The organism is Cupriavidus basilensis (genome assembly GCF_008801925.2).
Classification (GTDB): domain Bacteria; phylum Pseudomonadota; class Gammaproteobacteria; order Burkholderiales; family Burkholderiaceae; genus Cupriavidus; species Cupriavidus basilensis.
Map to the genome: position 1 here is coordinate 3,236,683 of NZ_CP062803.1, position 18,988 is coordinate 3,255,670.

An 18,988-nucleotide genomic window follows, 5' to 3' on the forward strand; every position below is an offset into this window, starting at 1 on the left:
CGCGCCAGCAGCTAGAAGCAATAAAACCCCGCCCCAAAAACGCCAATCTGCGCCAGCAGCCAGCAGCCAGCAGCCAGCAGCGCAAAAAACGCCCCCTTAAGAAACACTCAACTAAGCAACACAATCCCCCCCGGCAACGACCTCACCTCCAACCCAAGTGAGCGCTGCATCTGCGCAATCGCCTTATCCAGCGACCGAATCTGAAACCGCCCCGTCACATGCCTGCTCGCTACCCGCTTATCCAACAGCACCACCCTGCCCGGCCGGTAGCGATTGATCTCCTCAACCACCTCATGCAATGGCGCGTCGGCAAACCGCAGGTAGCCATCGCGCCACGCCGGCATCCATGTCGGATCGACATGCACGATGCGCCCGAGCGCAGCACTATCGTAGGTGAGTTGCTGCTTGCCGCTCAGCGTCGCGATGCCCGCACCGTGCGCCACCTGCACGGTCCCCTCGACGCAAGTCACGCAGACACCGGCGGGCGTGACCCGCACTTCAAACCGTGCGCTCTGCGCAAACGCGCGCCCCGGCCCGGCGACCACCGCGAACGGCTGCGGCGCATTCAAGGTATCGACGGCGGCTTCGCCGGCGATCAGGTCGATGCCCTGCACACGCCCCGCGCCGGAGCGCACGGCAATACTGGTGCGCGTATTGAGCTCGACGGTGACATCCTCGGCCAGCGCCAGCCGGCGTTGCTCGCCGGTCGCGGTGCGGTAATCCGCGCGCATCTCCTCCACGGAAGGCCAAAGGCCCAGCGGCGGCCGGATGACGGCCACTGTCGCCGCGGCTGCCGCCGCGCTCATGGCGCCGCCGAGAAATGCACGCCGCTGCCAGTTCGGCGCGCGCGGCGTCCCGGCAAAACGCAGGCTGGCCGGGTTGCGGGCCACCACCAGCTGACTGGCCTCGCCCAGTTGCGCCCATCGCTGCCGTGCCACGGACAAAGCGGCCCGGTTGGCGGGATCGGCCATGCACCAGCGCCGCAGCGCGGCGCCGTCGGCCTGCGTCATCTCGCCCGCCGCCACGCGGCGCACCCAGGCGAGCGCCTGCCGCTCGATCGCATCAAGCGTGCGTTCCGGTTGTCGCGCAGGAATCATCATTCGTATCATGGCATCAAGCGAGCCGCCACCGTGGTTTGCCCGTGGACATAGACAAGACGGTTGGGAAGCAACAGATCGGCATGCTTTTTTTCATCCATGCTTGGGGCTATGGGCCATGCAGTACTCATGGGCCCGCTTGAGCTCCAGGCCGATCAGGCGCGGCGACACGCCGAAGCGCACCGCGGCCTCCTGGTTCGAGAGTTCATCGACCCGCACCGCGAGGAAGATCGCCCGCCGGCGTGGCGGCATGCTTTCGATAAGGCGTGCAACGGCCTCGACCTCGTCACGCGCCGCGACCGTTTGCGCGGGGCCGGGCGCGGGATCGACGATCTCGGCCATCAGCGTCTCCATCTCTTCGGCGCTCATGTAGCGGCGGTCGCGCTGCAGCCGGTCCAGCGCCAGGTTGGTGGCCATGCGCATCAGGTAGGCGGCCGGGCTCTTGACCGGCTCGCCCTCCTCCTTGCGGTCTTCCAGGTGCACCCAGGTATCGTGCAGCGCATCGCTGGCGAGCTCGGCCGAGCCCAGGCGCCATGTCAGGCGGCGCTTGAGGTCGTCGTAGCGTTGCGCGAGCAGTTCGCGCAAGCTGGAGCGGCTGGAGTCGCTCATCTATCGGCTCGCCTGCCGGCCACAGGGAGGCTGGCACGAGCCGGAGCGGGCCGCGGCGCCGTCACAGCGCACCGGCTTGACCAGCAGCACGAATGCCTTGGCCGGATCCCCGGGCGGCTGGCCCACATCGACGTGCTCCACGGTCTCGATGATGGCCGCATCGCGTGCCTTGTCGCCGGTGGTGTCCAGCAGGCGCACGTGCGCAACGTGGCCGGCCGCATTGATCTGCACATAAAGCGCGAGACGATATTCCCCGAGCGCGAGTGCGGGCCGCGCGCATAGCGCCTGATAGACCTGCGACTGCACGGCGCCGTCATATTGCCGCGCGGCGCTGGCCGGGGGCTGCGCGACGGCCGTGTCCGCGTAGCGCGGCGCGGGCACCAGCACGAAGGCATCGGCCGCGGCTGCCTGCACGCTCAGCCCCGTGCCCTCGAGCATCTTGCGCAAGGCGTTTTCCGGGCTGAAGGTGCCGTGGACGGCAGTCGAGGTTCGCCCCGCTGCCAGCTCGGAGGAAAAGAAGACGGACAGGCTGGTCTGCGCGTCGTATTGCGCCAACGCTTGCTTGAGCGGCTGGGCCGGCAGGTCGAATGCCATCTCGACCGCGCCGCGGTTGGCGGGCTGCTGGGCGCGGGTCTGCTGGCAGGCGAGGCAGAGGGCCAGGACCGCCATATAGACGACCAGTGCGCGCGCACCGGGGGCTGCGACCAAACTTGCCATCACGATCCAATGCCATGTGCGTTGAGGAGTCCTTGCCGCATCGGGCGCGTGGCCCAAGTGCATACTCGTGCGCATCGTAGGGATCCAATGTGACGCCGCCGTGAAGGCGTGCCAGCCACTGCGGTGACATGGCTCACTCCTCCTGGCCGGGACCCGCCGGCTGCCGCGTCTCGATCGCGATAAACAACCGCGCGTTGCCACGCTGGACCAGCAGCGCCACCGCGCCGTCCGCCGCGCTGGCCTCGTCGGCCAGCGCCTCGATGCTGTCGACCGGCTGGCCGTTGAGCGCGAGGATCACATCGCCGGCCTGCATGCCGGCGCGCGACGCGGCCGCGTTCACGCGCTGCACCAGCAGGCCGCCGTCGATACGCAGCACCTGCCGCTCTTGCGCCCACAGCGGCCTGACCATCATGCCCAGCGGCGCGTGCCCGGGCGTGGCCGTGCGCGCCACCCGTGGCGCGTCGAAGCGATCGGGCCGCACCTCCAGCACGAGCACGGCGCGGTCCCGCCAGATGCGCAGCGGGACCGCGACGCCGGGGGCCAGGTCCGCGATGCAGATCAGCGCATCGGCGGACTGCACGACATCGCGCGCGCCCACCTGCAGGATCACATCGCCCGGCTTCATGCCGGCCCGGCTGGCGGCCCCGCCGGGCTGCACATAGCTCACCAGCGCGCCCGCGGGCCGGGGCAGGCGAAACGAATCGGCCAGGGCCTGCGAGACCTCCTGCACCGCCACGCCGATACGCCCGCGTGTCACCGCGCCCTGGCGCAGCAACTGGTCCTTGATGCGCATGGCCACATCGATGGGAATGGCGAACGACAAGCCCTGATAGCCGCCGCTGCGGCTGTAGATGCGGGAATTGATGCCGATCACCTCTCCCTTGAGGTTGAACAGCGGGCCGCCGGAGTTGCCGGGGTTGACCGGCACGTCGGTCTGCAGGAAGGGCATGTACTCGGCGCCAGGCAACACCCTGCCCTTGGCGCTGACGATGCCGGCCGTGACCGAGTTACTGAAACCATAGGGTGAGCCGATGGCCAGGGCCCAGCTGCCCACTTCCACGCTCGCGGCGTCGCCGATCTTCACCGTCGGCAAGCCGGTGGCGTCGATCTTGAGCAGCGCGACGTCGGCAACGGCATCCAGCCCGATCAGCCTGGCCTTGAACTCGCGCCGGTCGGTCAGCTTCACGCTGACCAGGGATCCGCGCGCGACCACGTGCGCGTTGGTGAGGATATAGCCGTCGCCGCTAAGGATAAAGCCCGAGCCCAGGCTGGTCTCGTCGACATTGTCCTGGCCCTGCGCACGCCCGCGCAGCAGATCGGTCGATGCCTCGCGGGCCACACCGATGTTGACCACGGCCGGGCCATTCTCGCGGACCAGCCGCGAGAAATCGGGCGCGGCTCGCCACGCTGCCGCCTGCAGCGGCGCGCATCCGGCCGTGCCTGCCGCCAGCGCAAAGAGCAGCGCCATGGCAGCAAAGGCCAGCGAGCGCCGCACGAAACCGCTGCGGCGACCCGGGTCCAAAGCCATCGCCATATCAGCTCGCTTGTGCGCCATCCAGCCCCAGTTCCAGCACCATGGGCTGGCGCATATCCGGCGGCGGCGGCTCGGGCAACGCCTTGGTCATCAGCACCGCGCGCAGGTCCGCGTCGGCCTGCGGATTGCCCAGCGAGTCGAACTCCATGCGCTCCACGCGGCCATTGGGAGCAAGCCACACACGCATCACCAATGACGTGGCCGGCTGCGCGCGGGCCTGCATCCAATCCTGCAAACGCAGGGCGCTCGCGTCGGCCGCATCGCCCAGCCGCGCCTGGAACTCCGCGCTGGCCAGCTGCGCATAGCGCATCCAGTGCTGCGGGAACGGCTGCGCCGGGGCGGCGGCGGAAGACGCCGCGCCCAGGCCAAGGCCCACCAGCCCCAGCGTACGGAGCAAACGCCCCCACATTTTCCAGGGCGCAGCCAGCTTGCGCGCGGCAGGACTGGCCTGCCGGCTTGGCTCAATCGGGGAATGCATCGAAGTTCCTGTCTTTCGTCATGGTGCGTTGCGCACCACGCAGGGCCGCAACCTCGTCATAGCAAGACGGAACACATCGCCCGGACCTGTCGTTTGTCACGGAAGATTCATATGCCCCGCCGCATCAGGCCCGCCTCAGGTCCGCGCCCCGCGCATTGGCCCTTGCTACAACATGCCTGCTAGCCGGCCGTGCGTTAGTTGTTACGCGGCGGTTGCCTCTTCCTGCGCAGGTGCGTCCGCGGTTGCCTCCGCGGTTGCCTCCGATACCGCCGGCTGGAAGTTGCGCAGATGCAGGAAAAACTGGCCCATCATCTGCGTCCACAGCTGCAGCGCCACGGTGAGATAGTCGGGGCCCACGCCGCCGGAAATCACCACGTCCATCTCAAGCACCAGGAATTCGCCGTGCTGCGCCACGCGCGCGAAGCGCTTGGCGCGATGCCAGTCGCCCAGCACACCTTCGGGCAACGCGCCGCCTTGCACCCGCAGCGGGCAGCTCAGCGTGAAATCCAGGTACGCATCCGGCGCAGCCGAGTTGCCCCAGAGGACCTGGAAGCCAACGCCGTGGCTGGCGCTGTGCAGGCGCTGAACGCCGTCCTGCTCGATGGCCGTCACAGCGCAGCCGGCGGCCTTGATGGCATCGCAGACCTGCTCCGAAGTGACTGCCATCAGCAGTGCGGGCTGGCTGTCTGCCGAGGTGTCGATCTGGGTTGCGGTGGTGTTCATGGGTATCCTGGTGTTTAAATGATTGGGACTGGTATTGAAATCTGGATCGGGATTGAGGCTTGCGTGACCGGGCGCCGTGATCCGCGCCCGCATCGTTTTTCTAGTTCGCTTTCTGCAGCACGGCATCCAGCGCGGCGGTGTCGATGCTGGCCGCGCCTGGCGCAACCAGCTTCGCCATATAGGCCTGCACGAGCTGCTGCTGGCGTTGCTGGCGCATCGCCGACACCAACTGCGGCTTGATCTCGTCGAGCGTTGCGGTGCGGCCAGGCTGCGTGTCCAGCAGCTTCACCACATGAAAGCCCGCGGCCGATTGCACCGGGTCGCTTACCTGGCCAACCTTGAGCCTGGCAACGGTGTCGCGCACTTCCGGCAGCATCTGCGCCAGCGGCAGCGTGCCGACCTCCCCGCCGCGCTCGGCACCGCGAGGATCCTGCGAGCGGCTCTTGGCGAGCGCCGCGAAGTCGCCCTGGCGTGCCTGCGTGGCAAGCTTGCGGGCTTCGTCGCGCACCTTGGCCGTGGCCGCGGCATCGCTGCCCTGGGCAGCCAGGAAGATCTGCGCGACGCGGTAGGTGGCGGGCACCTGGAAGTTCGCCTTGCCTTCTTCATAGGCCGCCTTCACCTCAAGCTCGGACGGATAGTCCGCCGGCACCTGCGTGACCGACTCCAGGTAGGTGGAGGCGACGATCCGCGCGGAGATCTCGCGCATGGCGGCATCGACGCGCGCCTTCACCTCGGGCCGTTCCGCCCAACCCTTGCCCTGTGCCTCGCGCAGCAACGCTTCACTGGCCAGGCGCTGGCGCAGCCAGCTCTCGATGCCCGCGCGGTTGCTCCTGGCCGCGGCGCGGTCCGCTTCTGGCAGGCCCTGCAGCAGCCGTTCCACGTCATCCTGGCCAACGGTGACCGAGCCGGCACGCGCCACCACCGGACCGCTTGCCGGTGCGGGCTCCGCCGCCTGCACCGGCGCCGCGCTCAGCCACGAGGCCAGCAGGATGCCGATGGCCGTGCGCACGGGCGGCAGCATGGACTGGACGTGCGATTTCATTCGAATCATCTGTGTCTTACCTTTTTTCTCTGTGAGCGCGGGCGAACGCTTGCGCGGGCCGGCGGCATCGCCTTGCCCGCGCGCTGGCCCGCGCGCTTCATGACATCGCAGCAACATGACAAAACACTCACGCCCCAGCAACAGCAGGCTCGGCGCCACCGCCATGCACGGTCCGTTGCCGGCTTTGCGCGTCATGGGCGTGGCGCCTCTGCCGCGCCCGTGGCGCTTGTGGTGTTTGTAGTGTTCGTGGTGCTCTGCGCATCCTTGACTTCGGCGGCCGCCTGCGCGGGTGCGTCGGCGGCTGCCGCAGCGCCGGCCACGAAGCGCCCTTCGTACAGCTTGTCGCCATACTCCTGCGCGATCTGCTCGAACTTCACCCGGCTCTGCGCCGCGAAGGGCTGGCGCGCGATCATCACCGTGCCCAGGTCCACCGTCTCGTAGGCGCGCAGGATCTCCTGGCCCACTGCGTAGAGCTTCGCGTTCTTGGCCTCGCACTGCGCCACCGTGGCGTGCAGCGTCTTGGCCTCCAGGGCCAGGCGCTGGCGGTCCGCCTCGGCTGCGCGTGCGAGCTTGAGCAGTTCGTCATAAGCGTTGCGGTACTGCGCAATTTGCGTGCTGGCTTTCTCGGCAACCGCCTGTGCCTGCTGTTGCGCCTGCTGGCTCCTGTCGCTCAGCCGTTCGCGCTCCTGACGCTCTGCGGCGAGTTGCGCGCGGGCACGCTCCAGTTCCTTCTTCACGTCGCCGTCCGCGCCGGATGGCGCGGCGCCGGCATGTGGCGCGCCGGCCTTGAGCGCGGCCAGTTCGTTCTGCGCCTGTTGCAGCTGCGTGGTGGTGACGCGCAACTGGGCGCGCAGGCGCTCTTCCATGGTCTGGGCCGGCTGGGCGTGAGCCGCTGCGCCGGCCATCATGAAGCTGGCGGCGAGCGCCAGCGGACGCCAGGCGCCGCGCAAGCGTGATGTGGATGACACTGTATCCCTCCTAGAAGCGCGTGTTGATCTCGACCTGCAAGATATCGATTGCCAGCGGCGGGCCATAGACCTCCTTGGTCGACGTCCAGCGGCCGGTCACCCACGTGTTCTTGTCGAGCGCGTACGAGCCGCCCACGTAGTAGCCGCGTGCGTTGGTGCCGCCCAGGTGGAAGGTCGAATCGTTGTAGCCGTCCGGCATGGCATCCGGCTCGATGCGCTTGTAGCCAAGCAGCATGTTCCAGTCGCCCTTGGCAAGCGTCACGGGCTTGCCCAGCGTCGCCTGGAACATATAGGCGTTGCCGCCGCTCTTGAAGTCCGCGCGGCTGGTGCCGCCGCTGCCGCCGAAGTTGTTGACGATGCCGCCGTTTGCGCGCGAGAACATGCCGCCCTCGTCGTAGGCCAGGTTGCGGATGTAGTTCGCATCCATGCGCAGGCCGAGGCTGCCCGCCACCTTGGTTTCCCAGCGGAAGTTCAGGTCCAGCAGCTGGAACTTGGACGCCAGGCCCACGTATTGCGGCTGCGGCGTGCCGGCCGGATCCAGCGGATTGAGCGCGATATTGCGCAACAGCATCAGCGTGTTGCCCTTCTGCATGAAGGCCGGGCGTGACCAGTCGGTGCTGCAGCCATCGGCGCCGGCGTACAACGCACAAGGCTGCGACACCTGGCCGCTGACGTTGCGGAAGTCGTAGTACGCCAGCGCGCCGCGCAGGCGATTGTCGTTGTTGAGCTTCCAGCTCGCGCCGATCTGCGCGCCCAGCAGCCATTTCTTCTCGCTGCTCGCCTTGTTCTGGCTGCGGCTGGGGAAGCTGTCGGAAGAATACTCGAGCGGCACGAGGCCCAGCGTGCCGAACAGCGCGACGTCCCGGTTGGGCAACGCCTTGTCGAACTGCGCGGCCAGGCCGTCGAAGTTCAGGTCGTTCGAGAACAGCAGGTCGGACGACACGAACGGGTTGCCGAAGCGGCCAGCCGTGAGGTTGACCCATTCCGCCGGCTTGTAGGACAGCCAGCCCTGGTCCAGCCACACATTCTTCTTGGCCAGGCCGCCGCCCAGCGTCTGGTTGGTGGACACCGGGCTGTCGTCGTTGCCGGTGGCAATGCGGATGCCCGCATGCGTGCTGTCGGAAATATCGGCCAGCACGCCGAACCTGGCGCGGGCACGCAGCAGGCTCACGCGATTCTGCCGCGTGTTGAGCAGCGGCGGCAGCGAAAGATTGGTGTTCGGGTTGACGTCAAAGCCGCTGCCCTGGTTGATGGCCGCCCAGTCGATGGCGATATCGCTGTTGTTGCTGGAGTAGAAGCGCGATTCGTCGCGCACGCGCACGTCGCCTTCGATGCGGATGCGCTTGGTCCACTCCGGCGTTTCGTTCGGTGCCGCCCAGCCTTCGGCTTGGGCCTGGGCCATGATCTGACCCTTGACCTCGTCGCGGATCTGGTCGCGCACGGTATCGGAGATATAGGGCACGCGCACGTCGCCCGGCTCCACGCGCATGCCGCCGGCGGCGGCGGCGGCGGCCGGGGCTGCCGACGCCAGGCGCTGCGCCTGCTGCTGCGCCATGGCTTCGGTCTGGGCCTGGGCGAGCAAGGCTTCGCCGGCATCTTTTTTCAGGGCACCGCTTTGCATCAGGCCACGGATCAGCTTGACCATGGTGCTATCGGCGGGCGCCGCGCTTTGCGCGTAGCCCGCGCCGCTTGCGCCGAGCAGTGCGATCGCCATGGCGGCGGCCAGCGCGTGGGTCTTGCGGGCCGGCTCCGCATGGCGCCGGGAGTTTGCTGGATGGTTCATCGGTTCGTTCACGAGAATGAGGTGGAATAGGTAGGGCATGCGGTGGGACATGCGGCGGCGGCCCGCTGGCCGCGTCACGGCCGGCGCCCCTTGATCGACATGCGCATCGGAAAGCGCAGCGACGCCGGCGGCCGTTCGTCGGCCCGGAAATCGCGCACCATGGCCAGCACGGCTTCATCGGTCTGCGCGTTGCCGGTGCTGCGCACCAGTTGCACGCGCGTGGCGCGGCCGTCGGCGTCCAGCCACAGCTCGATGCGGATGTCCTCGAACGCCAGCTGCCGGGTGCGCTGGTCGCGCGCAAAGGCCTGCTGCAAGGCACCCGAAACGTAGCTCGAATAGGACCGGCTGCCCAGCCCGCCGCCACCGCCGGTCATGCCGCCGCCGCGCCCGGCCTGGATGCCAAATGCATCCGTGCCGGCTTGCGCCGCGCCGTCGATCGTGACCGGGTCGCCGAGATCTTTCGACGGGCTTGGGGGGGCGTCGTCCTTCGGCGCTTCCTGCGGGTCCGCCGGCTTGGGCTCGGGTTCGACCACTTCCGGCTTGACCTTCTCCGGCACGGGCTCGGGCGGCTTCTCAGGCTCGGGGGGTGGCGGCGGCGGCGGCGGCAGCACCAGCATCGGCGTGGCCGCCACCTCGCGCTTGGTGCTGGCAGTGTCGGACAGCAAGCGCCAGACCAGCACGGCCAGCCCGATGATGACCAGCGCGCCGATGATCAGCCCGCCCCAGCGGCGCCACAAGGCGACGGCGCGCTGCCGGGCAGGAGGAGTTGAATCACGATGTTTCACCCGACTCTCCTCACGCCGGCTTGCCGGTGACGAGGCCGATCTGGTTCAGGTCGATGCGCCTGAGCAGGTCCAGCACCTCCACCACCTTCGCGTACTGCACGGCGGCATCGCCCCGCACGATCACGGGGAAATCCGGCGTGAGCGCCTTCTCCGTGCGCAAGCGCTCCTCCAGCTCCGGCAGCGTCACCGGATAGGCGTCGAGGAACACCTGGCCCGCGTTGTCGATCGTGATGGCCTTGGTCTTGGGCTTCTCCAGCGCGACCGACGAACTCGCCTTGGGCAGGTCCACCTTGATGCCCGGGATGCTGGCATTGCTGGTCAGGATGAAAATCACCAGCACCACCAGCAGCACGTCGACGAAGGGCGTGATGTTGATGCCGCCCGTGCGCTTCTTGGTGCCGAACTTGGCTGCGTTTGCCATGGCCGCGCGCTCCCCTTAAGCCCGGTGCAGGGCAGCGGGGACGCGACGTCCCTCGCCCTGCTCTTCGGCCAGGCGCGTGGCGAACTCGTCCACGAACACCGCCATGTCGGCGCCGATCGAATCCGAGCGCGAGGCCAGCCAGTTGTAGCCGAACAGCGCGGGAATCGCGACGCCCAGCCCGGCAGCGGTACACAGCAAGGCCGCGGCCATGCCTGGTGCCACCGAGTTGATATCCACCGCGCCGGCCATGGCCGCCACGACGAACACCAGCATGATCCCGATCACGGTGCCGAACAGGCCCACATACGGCGCGCCTTCGATGGTGGTCGACAGCCAGTTCATGCGCTTGGCCATGCGCTCGCTCTCGCGCACCATCACGCCATCCATGGCCGCGCGGATCGCGCTGATGGTCGCGTCGGAGACCGCGTTGAGGTCGTAGCCCATCTGATGGCGGCGGTGCAGTTCCTCGACCGCCATCTCATACAAGCGCCACAGCGATGAATCCGCCTTGACGGCCTCGGGTACGCGGTTGCTCTTGGCCAGCTGGTCCAGCGGCGCGCCGGCCGCTTCGCGGAAATGCACCATGAAGGCAGCGTTGGCGCGTGAGGTGGCGCCGTAGCTGCGGCCCTTGCTGATCATGATGGCCCACGACAGCGCCATCATGATGCCGAGCAGGCCCACCACGATCCAGGCGTCCAGCGGCATGGCGGCGAGGATGAAGCCGAAATGGCTCTTGCCGGCCTGCTGCTCGTCCGCGCCGAACACGGCCAGGCGCGATTCAGCACCCTGCGATACGGCGTCGGCGAGGATCAGCGCATCCGGGCGCGCCACCTTGGACAAGCGCACTTCATCGATGGCACCGGTGAACGGGCTCAGCGCGGTCGCTGCGGCCGGCGTGTTGGCCGCGGCCGCGTCGGCACCGAGCGTGGCCGGTGTGTTCAGCGCCGGCAAGGCGGTTGCCAGCGACGCGGCAGGACGTCCGCCGACATACAGCGACACGCTCTTGCCATCGGACTTGACTGCCAGGTGCGACCACTGCCCCGCCTGCACGGGCTGGCCGGGATTGCTGCGCTGGCCATTGACCTGCACGAACGGCACGGCTTGGTCGATGCCGATGACGAGTTCGCCCGCGCCATCGCGGCGCGCATAGACGACTTGCTGCGGGCCGAGCCTCTCGGGGCGCACCCAGGCGGAAAAGCCGAACGGCGCGCCCGCGGCCAGCGCCAGCGACGGCGACGACGGCAGCACCAGCGGGGCGGCGCCGAGCTGCGCGCCCTTGCCGATGACCGTGCCATCGACGCTCACCACAGCGGTCTGGCTGTGGTTGCCGTAAGCCGTGGTGTCGCGGGCCGGTACGCTGCCTTCGGCGAAGTGGTAGACCAGCGTGTAGTCAGGGTCGAAGGTCCGCTGGCCATTGCCCGATGCCGGCGCCTTGGCGTTGCCGTAGTACATCCACAACTGCTGCGGACCGGCGGCGGAGACCGACGGAACGTCGATCCAGATCAGCGCGATGCCCAGAAGCGGATCGAACTGTTCGATCTGGTGGTTAAGCACGGTCTTGTCGTCGGCGGCAACAAAGCGCAGGTCGGCGCCGGTCTCGCTCACGCCTTCAAAGCTGAAGTTGCCGGTATGCAGGCGCAGCAGCACCGGGGTACGCCCGGCATCGCCGCCGATCGCGCCGGCCTTGGGGCCGGCATCGATCGTGATCGGCTTGCGATAAGCCCAGTCGGGCTGCCACCAGGCATGGGCCAGGTCGGGCAGGAGTGTGCTCAGCAGCGTGAGCACGAGCAAAAGGATGCGTCGCATGACAGTGGTTCTCGGTTAGCTCGTCGGGAGTCGATGTATCAGGTTGGAAGCGGCGCGCCGCACGCGCTCAGTAACTGGCGGTGACGCTGAAGTTCACGCGCGGGTCGCCACGCTGCGTGCGTGGCCCGTCCTTGAGCGGATAGCCCAGGTCCAGGCGCCCGGTGACTTTCTGGCCGAGGCGGAACGTAGTGCCCACCCCCACCGAGGCGAGCGAGACGTTGCTCTTCTGCTCGGGCAACGGATCGCGCAGGCGGACCTGGCCGGCATCGGCAAACAGGTAGGCACGCCAGTTTTCAACCACGGAAGTGAAGAAGGCCAGCGGCGGCGTGCGCATTTCCACGGACCCGACCACGCCATAGTCTCCGGTGGACTCGGCGGACAGGTAGCCGCGCACCGAGTTCATGCCGCCGGCCGCGATCTGCTCGTTCGAGACCAGCGGGGAATCCGTGACCTGGGCCGCCAGGCGCCAGCCCAGCTGCGCGTTGCCCGCGAAGGTGTAGGAGCCATTGGTATCGCCCTTGAGCACCATGAAGCTCGGCGACGCCTTGTAGCGCTTGTAGTCGAATTGCTGCGCGGTGCTGCCGTAGCCAAGGAAGCTGCGCGTGCCCGCGACCAGCGACAGGTTCAGGCCGTAGGTGCCGCGCTCCGTCTGGCCAAAGCCCGAGTAGCCGAGCGTGATCGGCGCGTACTTGAGCGGCACCGTATCGGCGGCGCTGCCAAGGCGCGTCACCTCGTCGTTGTCCTTGAAGTCCACGCCGGCGCTGAACGCGTGCCACCATGCGCCGGTGTTCGGCACGGTGTAGGTGGCCTTCACGCCAACCGCATAGCCCTTGCCCAATACATTGGTGCCGCCTAGCGTCGCGACGTTGCTGTCCGATTTGTAGCCGGAAGCCTCGAGGCCCCAGTTAGTGCCACGCAGCGGCGCCACATACGAGCCGGACCACACCTGGGTCTGGTTCAGGTCCTGCGGGGCGCCAAAGAAGCTGACCGAGGCGCTGTGCCCCAGTTGCCAGAGGTTGTCGTGGCCCAGCGAAGCCGTGGCCCGCAGTTGCTTGGTATCCGCGCTGTAGTCGTTGTTCAGGCCCACGCTCGCCCGCCACGGGCTGCTGTCTTCGACCTTGAGATCAACGTCCATGGTGCCTGGCAGCGCGCCCTGCCTGACCAGCGGCATCACCTGCCGGTTCGCGGTCCGGTTCAGGGCAGTGAGCTCCGTCTGCGCCTGGTTGAAGTCCGGCACCGCGCCCTCCGCCAGCGCGGGCACCTGCTCACGCACCTCTACCGGCGAGTTGTACTGCGCTCCCACCACACGCACGCGGCCCACCTTGGTCTCGCTCACCTGCAGGAAGACCACGCCGCCAACCGCCTGCTGCTCAGGCAGGTCCACGTACACCGACTGGTATCCCTTTGCCTGGTAGGCCGCCAGCAGCGCATCGCGCGCGCCCTCGATATCCTTCAGCGTGCGCTTCGGTCCAAGATAAGGCGTGACCGCGCGCTCGATCGCGCGCGCATCCAGCACCGTGTTCCCACGCACGATGTACTCGTTGATGTCGACGCGCCGTTCCGCGTCGGCCTGCACGCCAGGCGTTGCCGCCTCGGTGGCAGCGGGGGCCTGCGCCATCGCGGTTCCCTGCGTCCCTAGTCCTAGCACCGCCAGACATAGCGCCCTCCAGCGCGCGGACGCATCGTTCTTGTTCTTGTCATGCATGTGTTTGCTCAATCCCTTGCGAAACAATTGCCGTCGTTCCCTTGCGCCGGCGCCTCGACCAGAGGCAAGTCGTAAGCGATCGCATCCGATGAGGCCATGATGAGCGGTCATCATTTCAGCGCCGCGTACGATTGGTTAGACGAACGGCCCGCGCGCCGACTGTCGTTTGTCACGAAAGCTTCATCTGCGGGCGCGGGGCATGGCGATGCGCCTCAACGGCAGCGATATCGCAGAGCAATTGCATGCCGCACTACTCGGGATGGAGCGCTACACTTCAGGCATATCGCCAATGGCGGGGTTGGCAACCAATGAACACGGAGCACGAAATGCGCGGATGGCTGAACGCTGTAGTGATTGCCGCAGGCAGCCTTGCCGCGGCCTGCCCGCTACTCGCCGCGGAGGCATCCCCACCGACGGGGGAAGGCACGGCGAACTGTGTCGAGGTCGAAGTCAATGGCATGCGGGCCCCGTCGTTTCCTTGCCTGACGCAGAAGCTAAGCCCCAAGCCCGCGGCCGGGCAGCCACCCTCGGAGCGCAAGCTGGCGTCCGAAGCCATCGTGGAGCGCCCCTCCAACGCGCTGGGGCTGTTCAACCACTCGGCGACCAGCAACCGCATGGGTAATACCTTCGGCACATCGGTCACGCCGCAGCGGCCATAGCCGCATTAGCCGCACTAGCCGCCTTAGCGGCAAGCCACTCCATTCACCACGGTTTCTTTAAGGGAAAAGACGTGCCATTCATCATCGCCGGCCTCGCCTTGATCGGTGCCCTCATCTACGGTGCGGTCCGCCTGTACGCCACGGTGGCCGCAGCCTATGGCGCGATCGCCGGGACCGCCGCTGTCTTGTTCTGCGCGGCGCTGCTCGTCGCATTCGTCGCAAGCCTGGTGCGCCGCTACCGCGCGATCCACGGCGTCAAGATCAAGGGCGAGCGCATCCTGTCGCTGGAGGGCGCATGGGGGACGATGCGCGTGGATCCGGAACGCAAGCGTGGCGCACTGGATGTCGACGGACAGCAGGCGAAGTTTATTTTTGCGGATATAGCGAGCGCTACCGCGCTGGAAAACGGCAGCGCATGGATGCTTGCCTTGCGTCTCGAACACCAGGCGCAAGGCAGTTGGCAGATCCCGATGGCAAGCCGGAAGGAAGCGTTGCGCTGGGCGAAGATTTTCGACCTGGCTGCGGTGCAGAAGCTTTGAAGGCCTGGTGCTGCGCGGCTCGCCCGAGCGGCACGAACGGCAAGACCGGCAACGCCATCGGAACGAACGCGCCTGCCTCGACAAGACGCGTCTATTCGAGAAATACGTAGTCGGCGCGATAAGGCACGCGGCTTTCCTGTCCTTCCTCGGTGCAGGCCTGAGCGGGCGCAATGCCGCCTTGCGTATTCAGGCGCTGAACGTAATGCACTCCCGCTAGCATGCCCGCCGCTCCGGAACTCGTCGCCTGCAACAGTAATAGCGCGATGCTGTCGGGCGCCCTGGCATTTGCGGCCTGCCGCAGTACTTTGCCGGTGATCTTGCTGCCGTCCGGCGCCTCCCAGGTCGGCCCGGCGTAATGCCTGGCGATGAGATTGCCGGAATCATCGCGCAGATCCGCTTCGGGGGATTTGAACGCCCACGCCAATGCACTACCCTGATCGCGCTTGCAGACATAGATCTGCACGCCGGATGCGTGCAGGGTCGCGATCGTGCGATGGGCGTCGGCGGGCCGCAGCTCAGGCGGCGCAGCCTCCTGGGCAACAGCGCAGGAAACCAGCAAGCATGCGCCGGCGAGGGCGATGCGATGCGCTTTGCGACGGGTGCGGAAATCTTGCGGCATACGTCCTCCTTGCCTGAGCCTGGTCAGAATGGTACCTCCGGCGCGATGGCAGGGAAACGCCGGAAGACACAGCAATCGCAGCGAGCGCGGCAGGCGCGGCCGTCCGCGTTGCCACTGGATGCGGTTGAAGTAGCGAACTGCCGACATGGGTCCAGCCACAAGCACGCAGCCACAAGCGCGCGGCAAAATGATCACTGGAATTCTGCAAGCCTGGCGGCTACGCTAATAGGCAGACCGTTGCGCCAGCTGAGCGCGCGAGGGTCATCGGCTTTGCATCGACTTTGATTGGAAGGAGTCATCCATGAAGATCGCTATCGCAATGGCAATTGCAGTTCTCCTCCCTGCTACCGTCTACGCCGCAGGCCCTGCGAATCCAGCGGATCGCTACGACTACAACATGCGTAGCACCAACAAGGACGGCTATGTGCCGGACCCTCAGCGCACGACCAATAAAGACGGCTACGTACCCGATGCCGAACGCGCCACCAACAAGGATGGCTACGTGCCCGACACCGCGAAGGCCAACGACAAGTTCGACCCGTACACCCAGGGTGCCAACCAGAACACGGCCTCGGCGCTCACCGACTCAAAAGCGTCTGCCAAGAAGCCGGCTGGCAAGGCGTCAAGCCAGAAAAAATCGCCCACTGCCGGCATGGACAAGTAGCGCAGCCTGCTTAGCTTAAGTCCGACGCGGCAAAGAAAAAGCCCCGCAGATTCCTGCGGGGCTTTTTCAACAATGGTGGGCCTCCCGTGAGTCGAACACGGCACCAACGGATTATGAGTCCGCTGCTCTAACCAGGCATGAGCTAGAGGCCCTGGAAAGTCAGACCGGCATGATACCGATCAACTGCCTTCAAGGAAACTCTTTAGCTTATCCGAGCGGCTCGGGTGACGCAGCTTGCGCAATGCCTTGGCTTCTATTTGACGGATCCGCTCGCGTGTGACGTCGAACTGCTTGCCGACTTCTTCCAGCGTGTGGTCCGTGCTCATCTCGATGCCGAAACGCATGCGCAGCACCTTGGCTTCGCGTGGCGTGAGCGAATCCAGCACGTCCTTGACGACGTCGCGCATGGAGCCGTGCAGCGCCGCTTCGGCCGGGGCCAGCGTGTTGGTGTCTTCGATGAAGTCGCCAAGATGGGAGTCGTCGTCGTCGCCGATCGGCGTTTCCATGGAGATCGGCTCCTTCGCGATCTTCATGATCTTGCGGATCTTGTCTTCCGGCATCTCCATCTTCTCGGCCAGCGTTGCCGGATCCGGCTCGTTGCCGGTTTCCTGCAGGATCTGGCGCGAGATACGGTTCATCTTGTTGATCGTTTCGATCATGTGCACCGGGATACGGATGGTGCGCGCCTGATCGGCGATCGAGCGGGTGATGGCCTGGCGGATCCACCACGTCGCGTAGGTCGAGAACTTGTAGCCGCGGCGGTATTCGAACTTGTCCACCGCCTTCATCAGGCCGATATTGCCTTCCTGGATCAGGTCGAGGAACTGCAGGCCGCGATTGGTGTACTTCTTGGCGATCGAGATCACCAGGCGCAGGTTGGCCTCGGTCATCTCGCGCTTGGCTTCGCGGGCGCGCTTCTCGCCCTCGCTCATCTTGCGGTTGACTTCCTTGAGCTCCTTGAGCGGCAACACCACGCGCATCTGCAGGTCGATCAGCTTTTGCTGCAGCTCGCGCACGGCCGGCACATTACGTTCGACGATGGTGCTGTACGGCTTGCCGTCTTTGATAATCGTGTCGATCCACTCGAGGTTGGTCTCATTGCCCGGGAAACGGGCGACGAAATCCGCGCGCGGCATGCCACACTTGTCCACCACGATCTTCAGGATGGAGCGCTCGAGCTTGCGCACCTCGTCCACCTGGCCACGCAGCGTGTCGCACAGGCGTTCGACATTGCGCGCGGTGAAGCGGATGCACATCAGCTCGTTCAGGATGGCTTCCTGGGCCTTGACGTAGGACTTGGACTTGTAGCCTTCCTTCTCGAACGAGCGGCGCATCTTGTCGAACTGCTCGGCGATCACGCGGAATTTTTCCAGCGCGGCCAGCTTCAGTTCTTCGAGCTGGCGCGCCGAGGCAGCCAGGCCGCCGGCATCGTCATCCTCGTCTTCGTCGGACTCTTCGCCGTCAGACTCCAGCTCGTCTTCCTCGGCAGCCGCCACCACGGCCGGAGCCGGCGGGGCCACGGGTACGTCCGCGGCGTTCGGGTCGATCAGGCCGTCGACGAACTCGTCGATCTTGATTTCATCGTTGGCAACGCGCTCGGCCAAGGCCAGGATCTCGGAGATCGTGACCGGGCAGGCGGAGATCGCCATCACCATGTCTTTCAGGCCAGCCTCGATGCGCTTGGCGATCTCGATTTCGCCTTCGCGCGTCAGCAGCTCCACCGTGCCCATCTCGCGCATGTACATGCGCACGGGGTCGGTGGTGCGGCCGAATTCGGAGTCAACGGTTGAAAGAGCCGCCTCCGCCTCTTCTTCGGCTTCTTCCTCGCTGGTGGCCGACGGGGCGTTGTCGTTGAGCAGCAGCGTTTCGGCGTCCGGCGCTTGTTCGTAGACGGCAATGCCGATGTCGTTGAGCGTGGCGACCAGCGTGTCGATCGTTTCCGAATCGACCATGTCGTCCGGCAGGTGATCGTTGATTTCCGCGTACGTCAGGTAGCCGCGCGACTTGCCGAGCTTGATCAGCGCCTTGAGCTTCTGGCGGCGTACTTCCAGCTCTTCCTCGGTACCCTGCTGCGTCGAGGCGAACTCCTTGAGCAGCGCCTTTTCCTTGGCCTTGCGGTCGCGAGCCTTTTGCTTGTCGCTCTTGGGCGCGGCAGTCGGCGTTGCCGCCGCGGGGATCTCGTCTTCGTAAAGCTCTTCAGTCACGTCGTCTGGTGTGCTGTCGTCGTGCTGCGCTCCGGCCTTGGGCTTGCGGCCACGCTTCTTGGGCTCCGGCTTGACTGCCGGAGCGGCGGGACGCTCGGATGCAACGGGGGCGGAAGTTGTGGCATTCGGCGTGGCCTCGGGCTCGGCGGCGCCTGGCTTGGCGTCTCCGGTCTTGGCGCTGGTCGCTGCCGCTTTCTTGCTCTCGACTTCGGTATTCTGCTGTTTCGCCACGGTAATACTCTTGCCTTTCACAGGTACAGATGCGGCGTTCTTGCCGCTTGTATTGGCGCTATCGCCGCTCTCGTGTGCCGAAGTCGAGGGCTTCAGGTTTTCGGACAGGCGGATCCCGGTGGAAGTGGACGCTGCGGGCGCCTTGGCGCTCCGAGCTGTCTTGGCAGGCACAGGCTGGGCAGGCGCCTTGACTGACGCGGCCGTCTTCGCAGCCGCCGTTGTCTTCACGGACGCCTTGCCGCTCCCCGATTGGGGAGTTGTAGTGGAAACCTTTTCGGTTGCTTTGGCCTTTGCCATTGGCACGCTCACTTTCACCAGAAGGGGAGAGAAAGATCTCGCTATCCAAACCGGCTATTGTAGCACTAGCAATTAGCCGGCTTCCCAACAGGTGAGGTTTTCACCTG

General features: G+C 66.5%; 18 protein-coding genes and 1 tRNA gene. 3 read left to right on the forward strand and 16 right to left on the reverse strand.

Annotated features, from left to right (window positions below; translation table 11 throughout):
* Window positions 1-107: 107 nt before the first annotated feature.
* The 13 genes from F7R26_RS14865 to F7R26_RS14925 all read right to left on the reverse strand — a co-directional run bounded on the left by F7R26_RS14865 (window position 108) and on the right by F7R26_RS14925 (window position 13,668).
* Window positions 108-1,109: a FecR domain-containing protein gene (locus F7R26_RS14865; protein ID WP_150984209.1), complete on the reverse strand. Its 1,002-nt coding sequence runs from the start codon at window positions 1,107-1,109 to the stop codon at window positions 108-110.
* 81 nt (window positions 1,110-1,190) lie between these two features.
* Window positions 1,191-1,706 (reverse strand): RNA polymerase sigma factor, encoded by a 516-nt coding sequence (locus F7R26_RS14870; protein ID WP_150984208.1) that lies wholly within the window; start codon window positions 1,704-1,706, stop codon window positions 1,191-1,193.
* Window positions 1,707-2,423, reverse strand: a complete 717-nt coding sequence (locus tag F7R26_RS14875; protein ID WP_150984207.1) for an STN domain-containing protein — start codon at window positions 2,421-2,423, stop codon at window positions 1,707-1,709.
* Window positions 2,424-2,556: 133 nt separating this feature from the next.
* Window positions 2,557-3,957 (reverse strand): trypsin-like peptidase domain-containing protein, encoded by a 1,401-nt coding sequence (locus tag F7R26_RS14880; protein ID WP_241754331.1) that lies wholly within the window; start codon window positions 3,955-3,957, stop codon window positions 2,557-2,559.
* 1 nt (window position 3,958) lies between these two features.
* Window positions 3,959-4,435 carry a hypothetical protein gene (locus tag F7R26_RS14885; RefSeq protein ID WP_150984205.1) on the reverse strand — a complete coding sequence of 159 codons (477 nt, stop codon included), beginning with the start codon at window positions 4,433-4,435 and terminating at the stop codon, window positions 3,959-3,961.
* A gap of 201 nt (window positions 4,436-4,636) precedes the next feature.
* A complete protein-coding gene (locus F7R26_RS14890) occupies window positions 4,637-5,158 on the reverse strand; it encodes a YbjN domain-containing protein (protein ID WP_241754332.1) in 522 nt (173 codons plus the stop codon).
* Between the two features lie 100 nt (window positions 5,159-5,258).
* Window positions 5,259-6,395, reverse strand: a complete 1,137-nt coding sequence (locus tag F7R26_RS14895; RefSeq protein ID WP_241754333.1) for a peptidyl-prolyl cis-trans isomerase — start codon at window positions 6,393-6,395, stop codon at window positions 5,259-5,261.
* Window positions 6,392-7,168: a hypothetical protein gene (locus tag F7R26_RS14900; protein ID WP_150984203.1), complete on the reverse strand. Its 777-nt coding sequence runs from the start codon at window positions 7,166-7,168 to the stop codon at window positions 6,392-6,394. Before F7R26_RS14900 ends, F7R26_RS14895 begins: the two co-directional genes overlap by 4 nt.
* Window positions 7,169-7,178: 10 nt before the next feature.
* Window positions 7,179-8,951 (reverse strand): putative porin, encoded by a 1,773-nt coding sequence (locus F7R26_RS14905; RefSeq protein WP_150984202.1) that lies wholly within the window; start codon window positions 8,949-8,951, stop codon window positions 7,179-7,181.
* A 74-nt stretch (window positions 8,952-9,025) separates the two neighbouring features.
* Entirely contained in the window at window positions 9,026-9,736 is a 711-nt protein-coding gene (locus F7R26_RS14910) for an energy transducer TonB (RefSeq protein WP_241754334.1), read from the reverse strand.
* A 10-nt stretch (window positions 9,737-9,746) separates the two neighbouring features.
* Window positions 9,747-10,157: an ExbD/TolR family protein gene (locus F7R26_RS14915; RefSeq protein ID WP_150984201.1), complete on the reverse strand. Its 411-nt coding sequence runs from the start codon at window positions 10,155-10,157 to the stop codon at window positions 9,747-9,749.
* A 15-nt stretch (window positions 10,158-10,172) separates the two neighbouring features.
* Complete coding sequence (locus F7R26_RS14920) at window positions 10,173-11,963, reverse strand: DUF2341 domain-containing protein (RefSeq protein ID WP_150984200.1); 1,791 nt, start codon at window positions 11,961-11,963, stop codon at window positions 10,173-10,175.
* A gap of 67 nt (window positions 11,964-12,030) precedes the next feature.
* On the reverse strand, window positions 12,031-13,668 hold the full coding sequence (locus tag F7R26_RS14925) for a ShlB/FhaC/HecB family hemolysin secretion/activation protein (protein WP_150984199.1): 1,638 nt from the start codon (window positions 13,666-13,668) through the stop codon (window positions 12,031-12,033).
* Window positions 13,669-13,994: 326 nt separating this feature from the next.
* Between F7R26_RS14925 and F7R26_RS14930 the strand changes: the two genes are divergently transcribed.
* Window positions 13,995-14,327 carry a hypothetical protein gene (locus F7R26_RS14930; protein WP_150984198.1) on the forward strand — a complete coding sequence of 111 codons (333 nt, stop codon included), beginning with the start codon at window positions 13,995-13,997 and terminating at the stop codon, window positions 14,325-14,327.
* 71 nt (window positions 14,328-14,398) lie between these two features.
* On the forward strand, window positions 14,399-14,866 hold the full coding sequence (locus F7R26_RS14935) for a hypothetical protein (protein ID WP_150984197.1): 468 nt from the start codon (window positions 14,399-14,401) through the stop codon (window positions 14,864-14,866).
* A gap of 91 nt (window positions 14,867-14,957) precedes the next feature.
* Here F7R26_RS14935 and F7R26_RS14940 read toward each other — a convergent pair whose 3' ends face one another.
* A complete protein-coding gene (locus tag F7R26_RS14940; protein WP_150984196.1) occupies window positions 14,958-15,485 on the reverse strand; it encodes a DUF3455 domain-containing protein in 528 nt (175 codons plus the stop codon).
* A 301-nt stretch (window positions 15,486-15,786) separates the two neighbouring features.
* On the opposite strand from F7R26_RS14940, the gene F7R26_RS14945 reads away from it, so the two are divergent.
* Window positions 15,787-16,149 (forward strand): hypothetical protein, encoded by a 363-nt coding sequence (locus tag F7R26_RS14945; protein ID WP_150984195.1) that lies wholly within the window; start codon window positions 15,787-15,789, stop codon window positions 16,147-16,149.
* A 73-nt stretch (window positions 16,150-16,222) separates the two neighbouring features.
* Here F7R26_RS14945 and F7R26_RS14950 read toward each other — a convergent pair.
* Together F7R26_RS14950 and rpoD are read right to left on the reverse strand one after the other, a co-directional pair.
* Window positions 16,223-16,301, reverse strand: a tRNA-Ile gene (locus F7R26_RS14950).
* A 27-nt stretch (window positions 16,302-16,328) separates the two neighbouring features.
* On the reverse strand, window positions 16,329-18,605 hold the full coding sequence (gene rpoD, locus F7R26_RS14955) for an RNA polymerase sigma factor RpoD (protein ID WP_150984194.1): 2,277 nt from the start codon (window positions 18,603-18,605) through the stop codon (window positions 16,329-16,331).
* Between the last annotated feature and the right edge of the window lie 383 nt (window positions 18,606-18,988).

What these genes read in the sequence shown, in the direction of transcription:
- F7R26_RS14865 (WP_150984209.1), bottom strand. Translation starts at nt 1,109, where the DNA reads ATGATACGAATGATGATTCCTGCGCGACAACCGGAACGCACGCTTGAT.
- F7R26_RS14870 (WP_150984208.1), bottom strand. Translation starts at nt 1,706, where the DNA reads ATGAGCGACTCCAGCCGCTCCAGCTTGCGCGAACTGCTCGCGCAACGC.
- F7R26_RS14875 (WP_150984207.1), bottom strand. Translation starts at nt 2,423, where the DNA reads ATGGCAAGTTTGGTCGCAGCCCCCGGTGCGCGCGCACTGGTCGTCTAT.
- F7R26_RS14880 (WP_241754331.1), bottom strand. Translation starts at nt 3,957, where the DNA reads ATGGCGATGGCTTTGGACCCGGGTCGCCGCAGCGGTTTCGTGCGGCGC.
- F7R26_RS14885 (WP_150984205.1), bottom strand. Translation starts at nt 4,435, where the DNA reads ATGCATTCCCCGATTGAGCCAAGCCGGCAGGCCAGTCCTGCCGCGCGC.
- F7R26_RS14890 (WP_241754332.1), bottom strand. Translation starts at nt 5,158, where the DNA reads ATGAACACCACCGCAACCCAGATCGACACCTCGGCAGACAGCCAGCCC.
- F7R26_RS14895 (WP_241754333.1), bottom strand. Translation starts at nt 6,395, where the DNA reads ATGACGCGCAAAGCCGGCAACGGACCGTGCATGGCGGTGGCGCCGAGC.
- F7R26_RS14905 (WP_150984202.1), bottom strand. Translation starts at nt 8,951, where the DNA reads ATGAACCATCCAGCAAACTCCCGGCGCCATGCGGAGCCGGCCCGCAAG.
- F7R26_RS14915 (WP_150984201.1), bottom strand. Translation starts at nt 10,157, where the DNA reads ATGGCAAACGCAGCCAAGTTCGGCACCAAGAAGCGCACGGGCGGCATC.
- F7R26_RS14920 (WP_150984200.1), bottom strand. Translation starts at nt 11,963, where the DNA reads ATGCGACGCATCCTTTTGCTCGTGCTCACGCTGCTGAGCACACTCCTG.
- F7R26_RS14925 (WP_150984199.1), bottom strand. Translation starts at nt 13,668, where the DNA reads ATGCATGACAAGAACAAGAACGATGCGTCCGCGCGCTGGAGGGCGCTA.
- F7R26_RS14930 (WP_150984198.1), top strand. Translation starts at nt 13,995, where the DNA reads ATGCGCGGATGGCTGAACGCTGTAGTGATTGCCGCAGGCAGCCTTGCC.
- F7R26_RS14940 (WP_150984196.1), bottom strand. Translation starts at nt 15,485, where the DNA reads ATGCCGCAAGATTTCCGCACCCGTCGCAAAGCGCATCGCATCGCCCTC.
- F7R26_RS14945 (WP_150984195.1), top strand. Translation starts at nt 15,787, where the DNA reads ATGAAGATCGCTATCGCAATGGCAATTGCAGTTCTCCTCCCTGCTACC.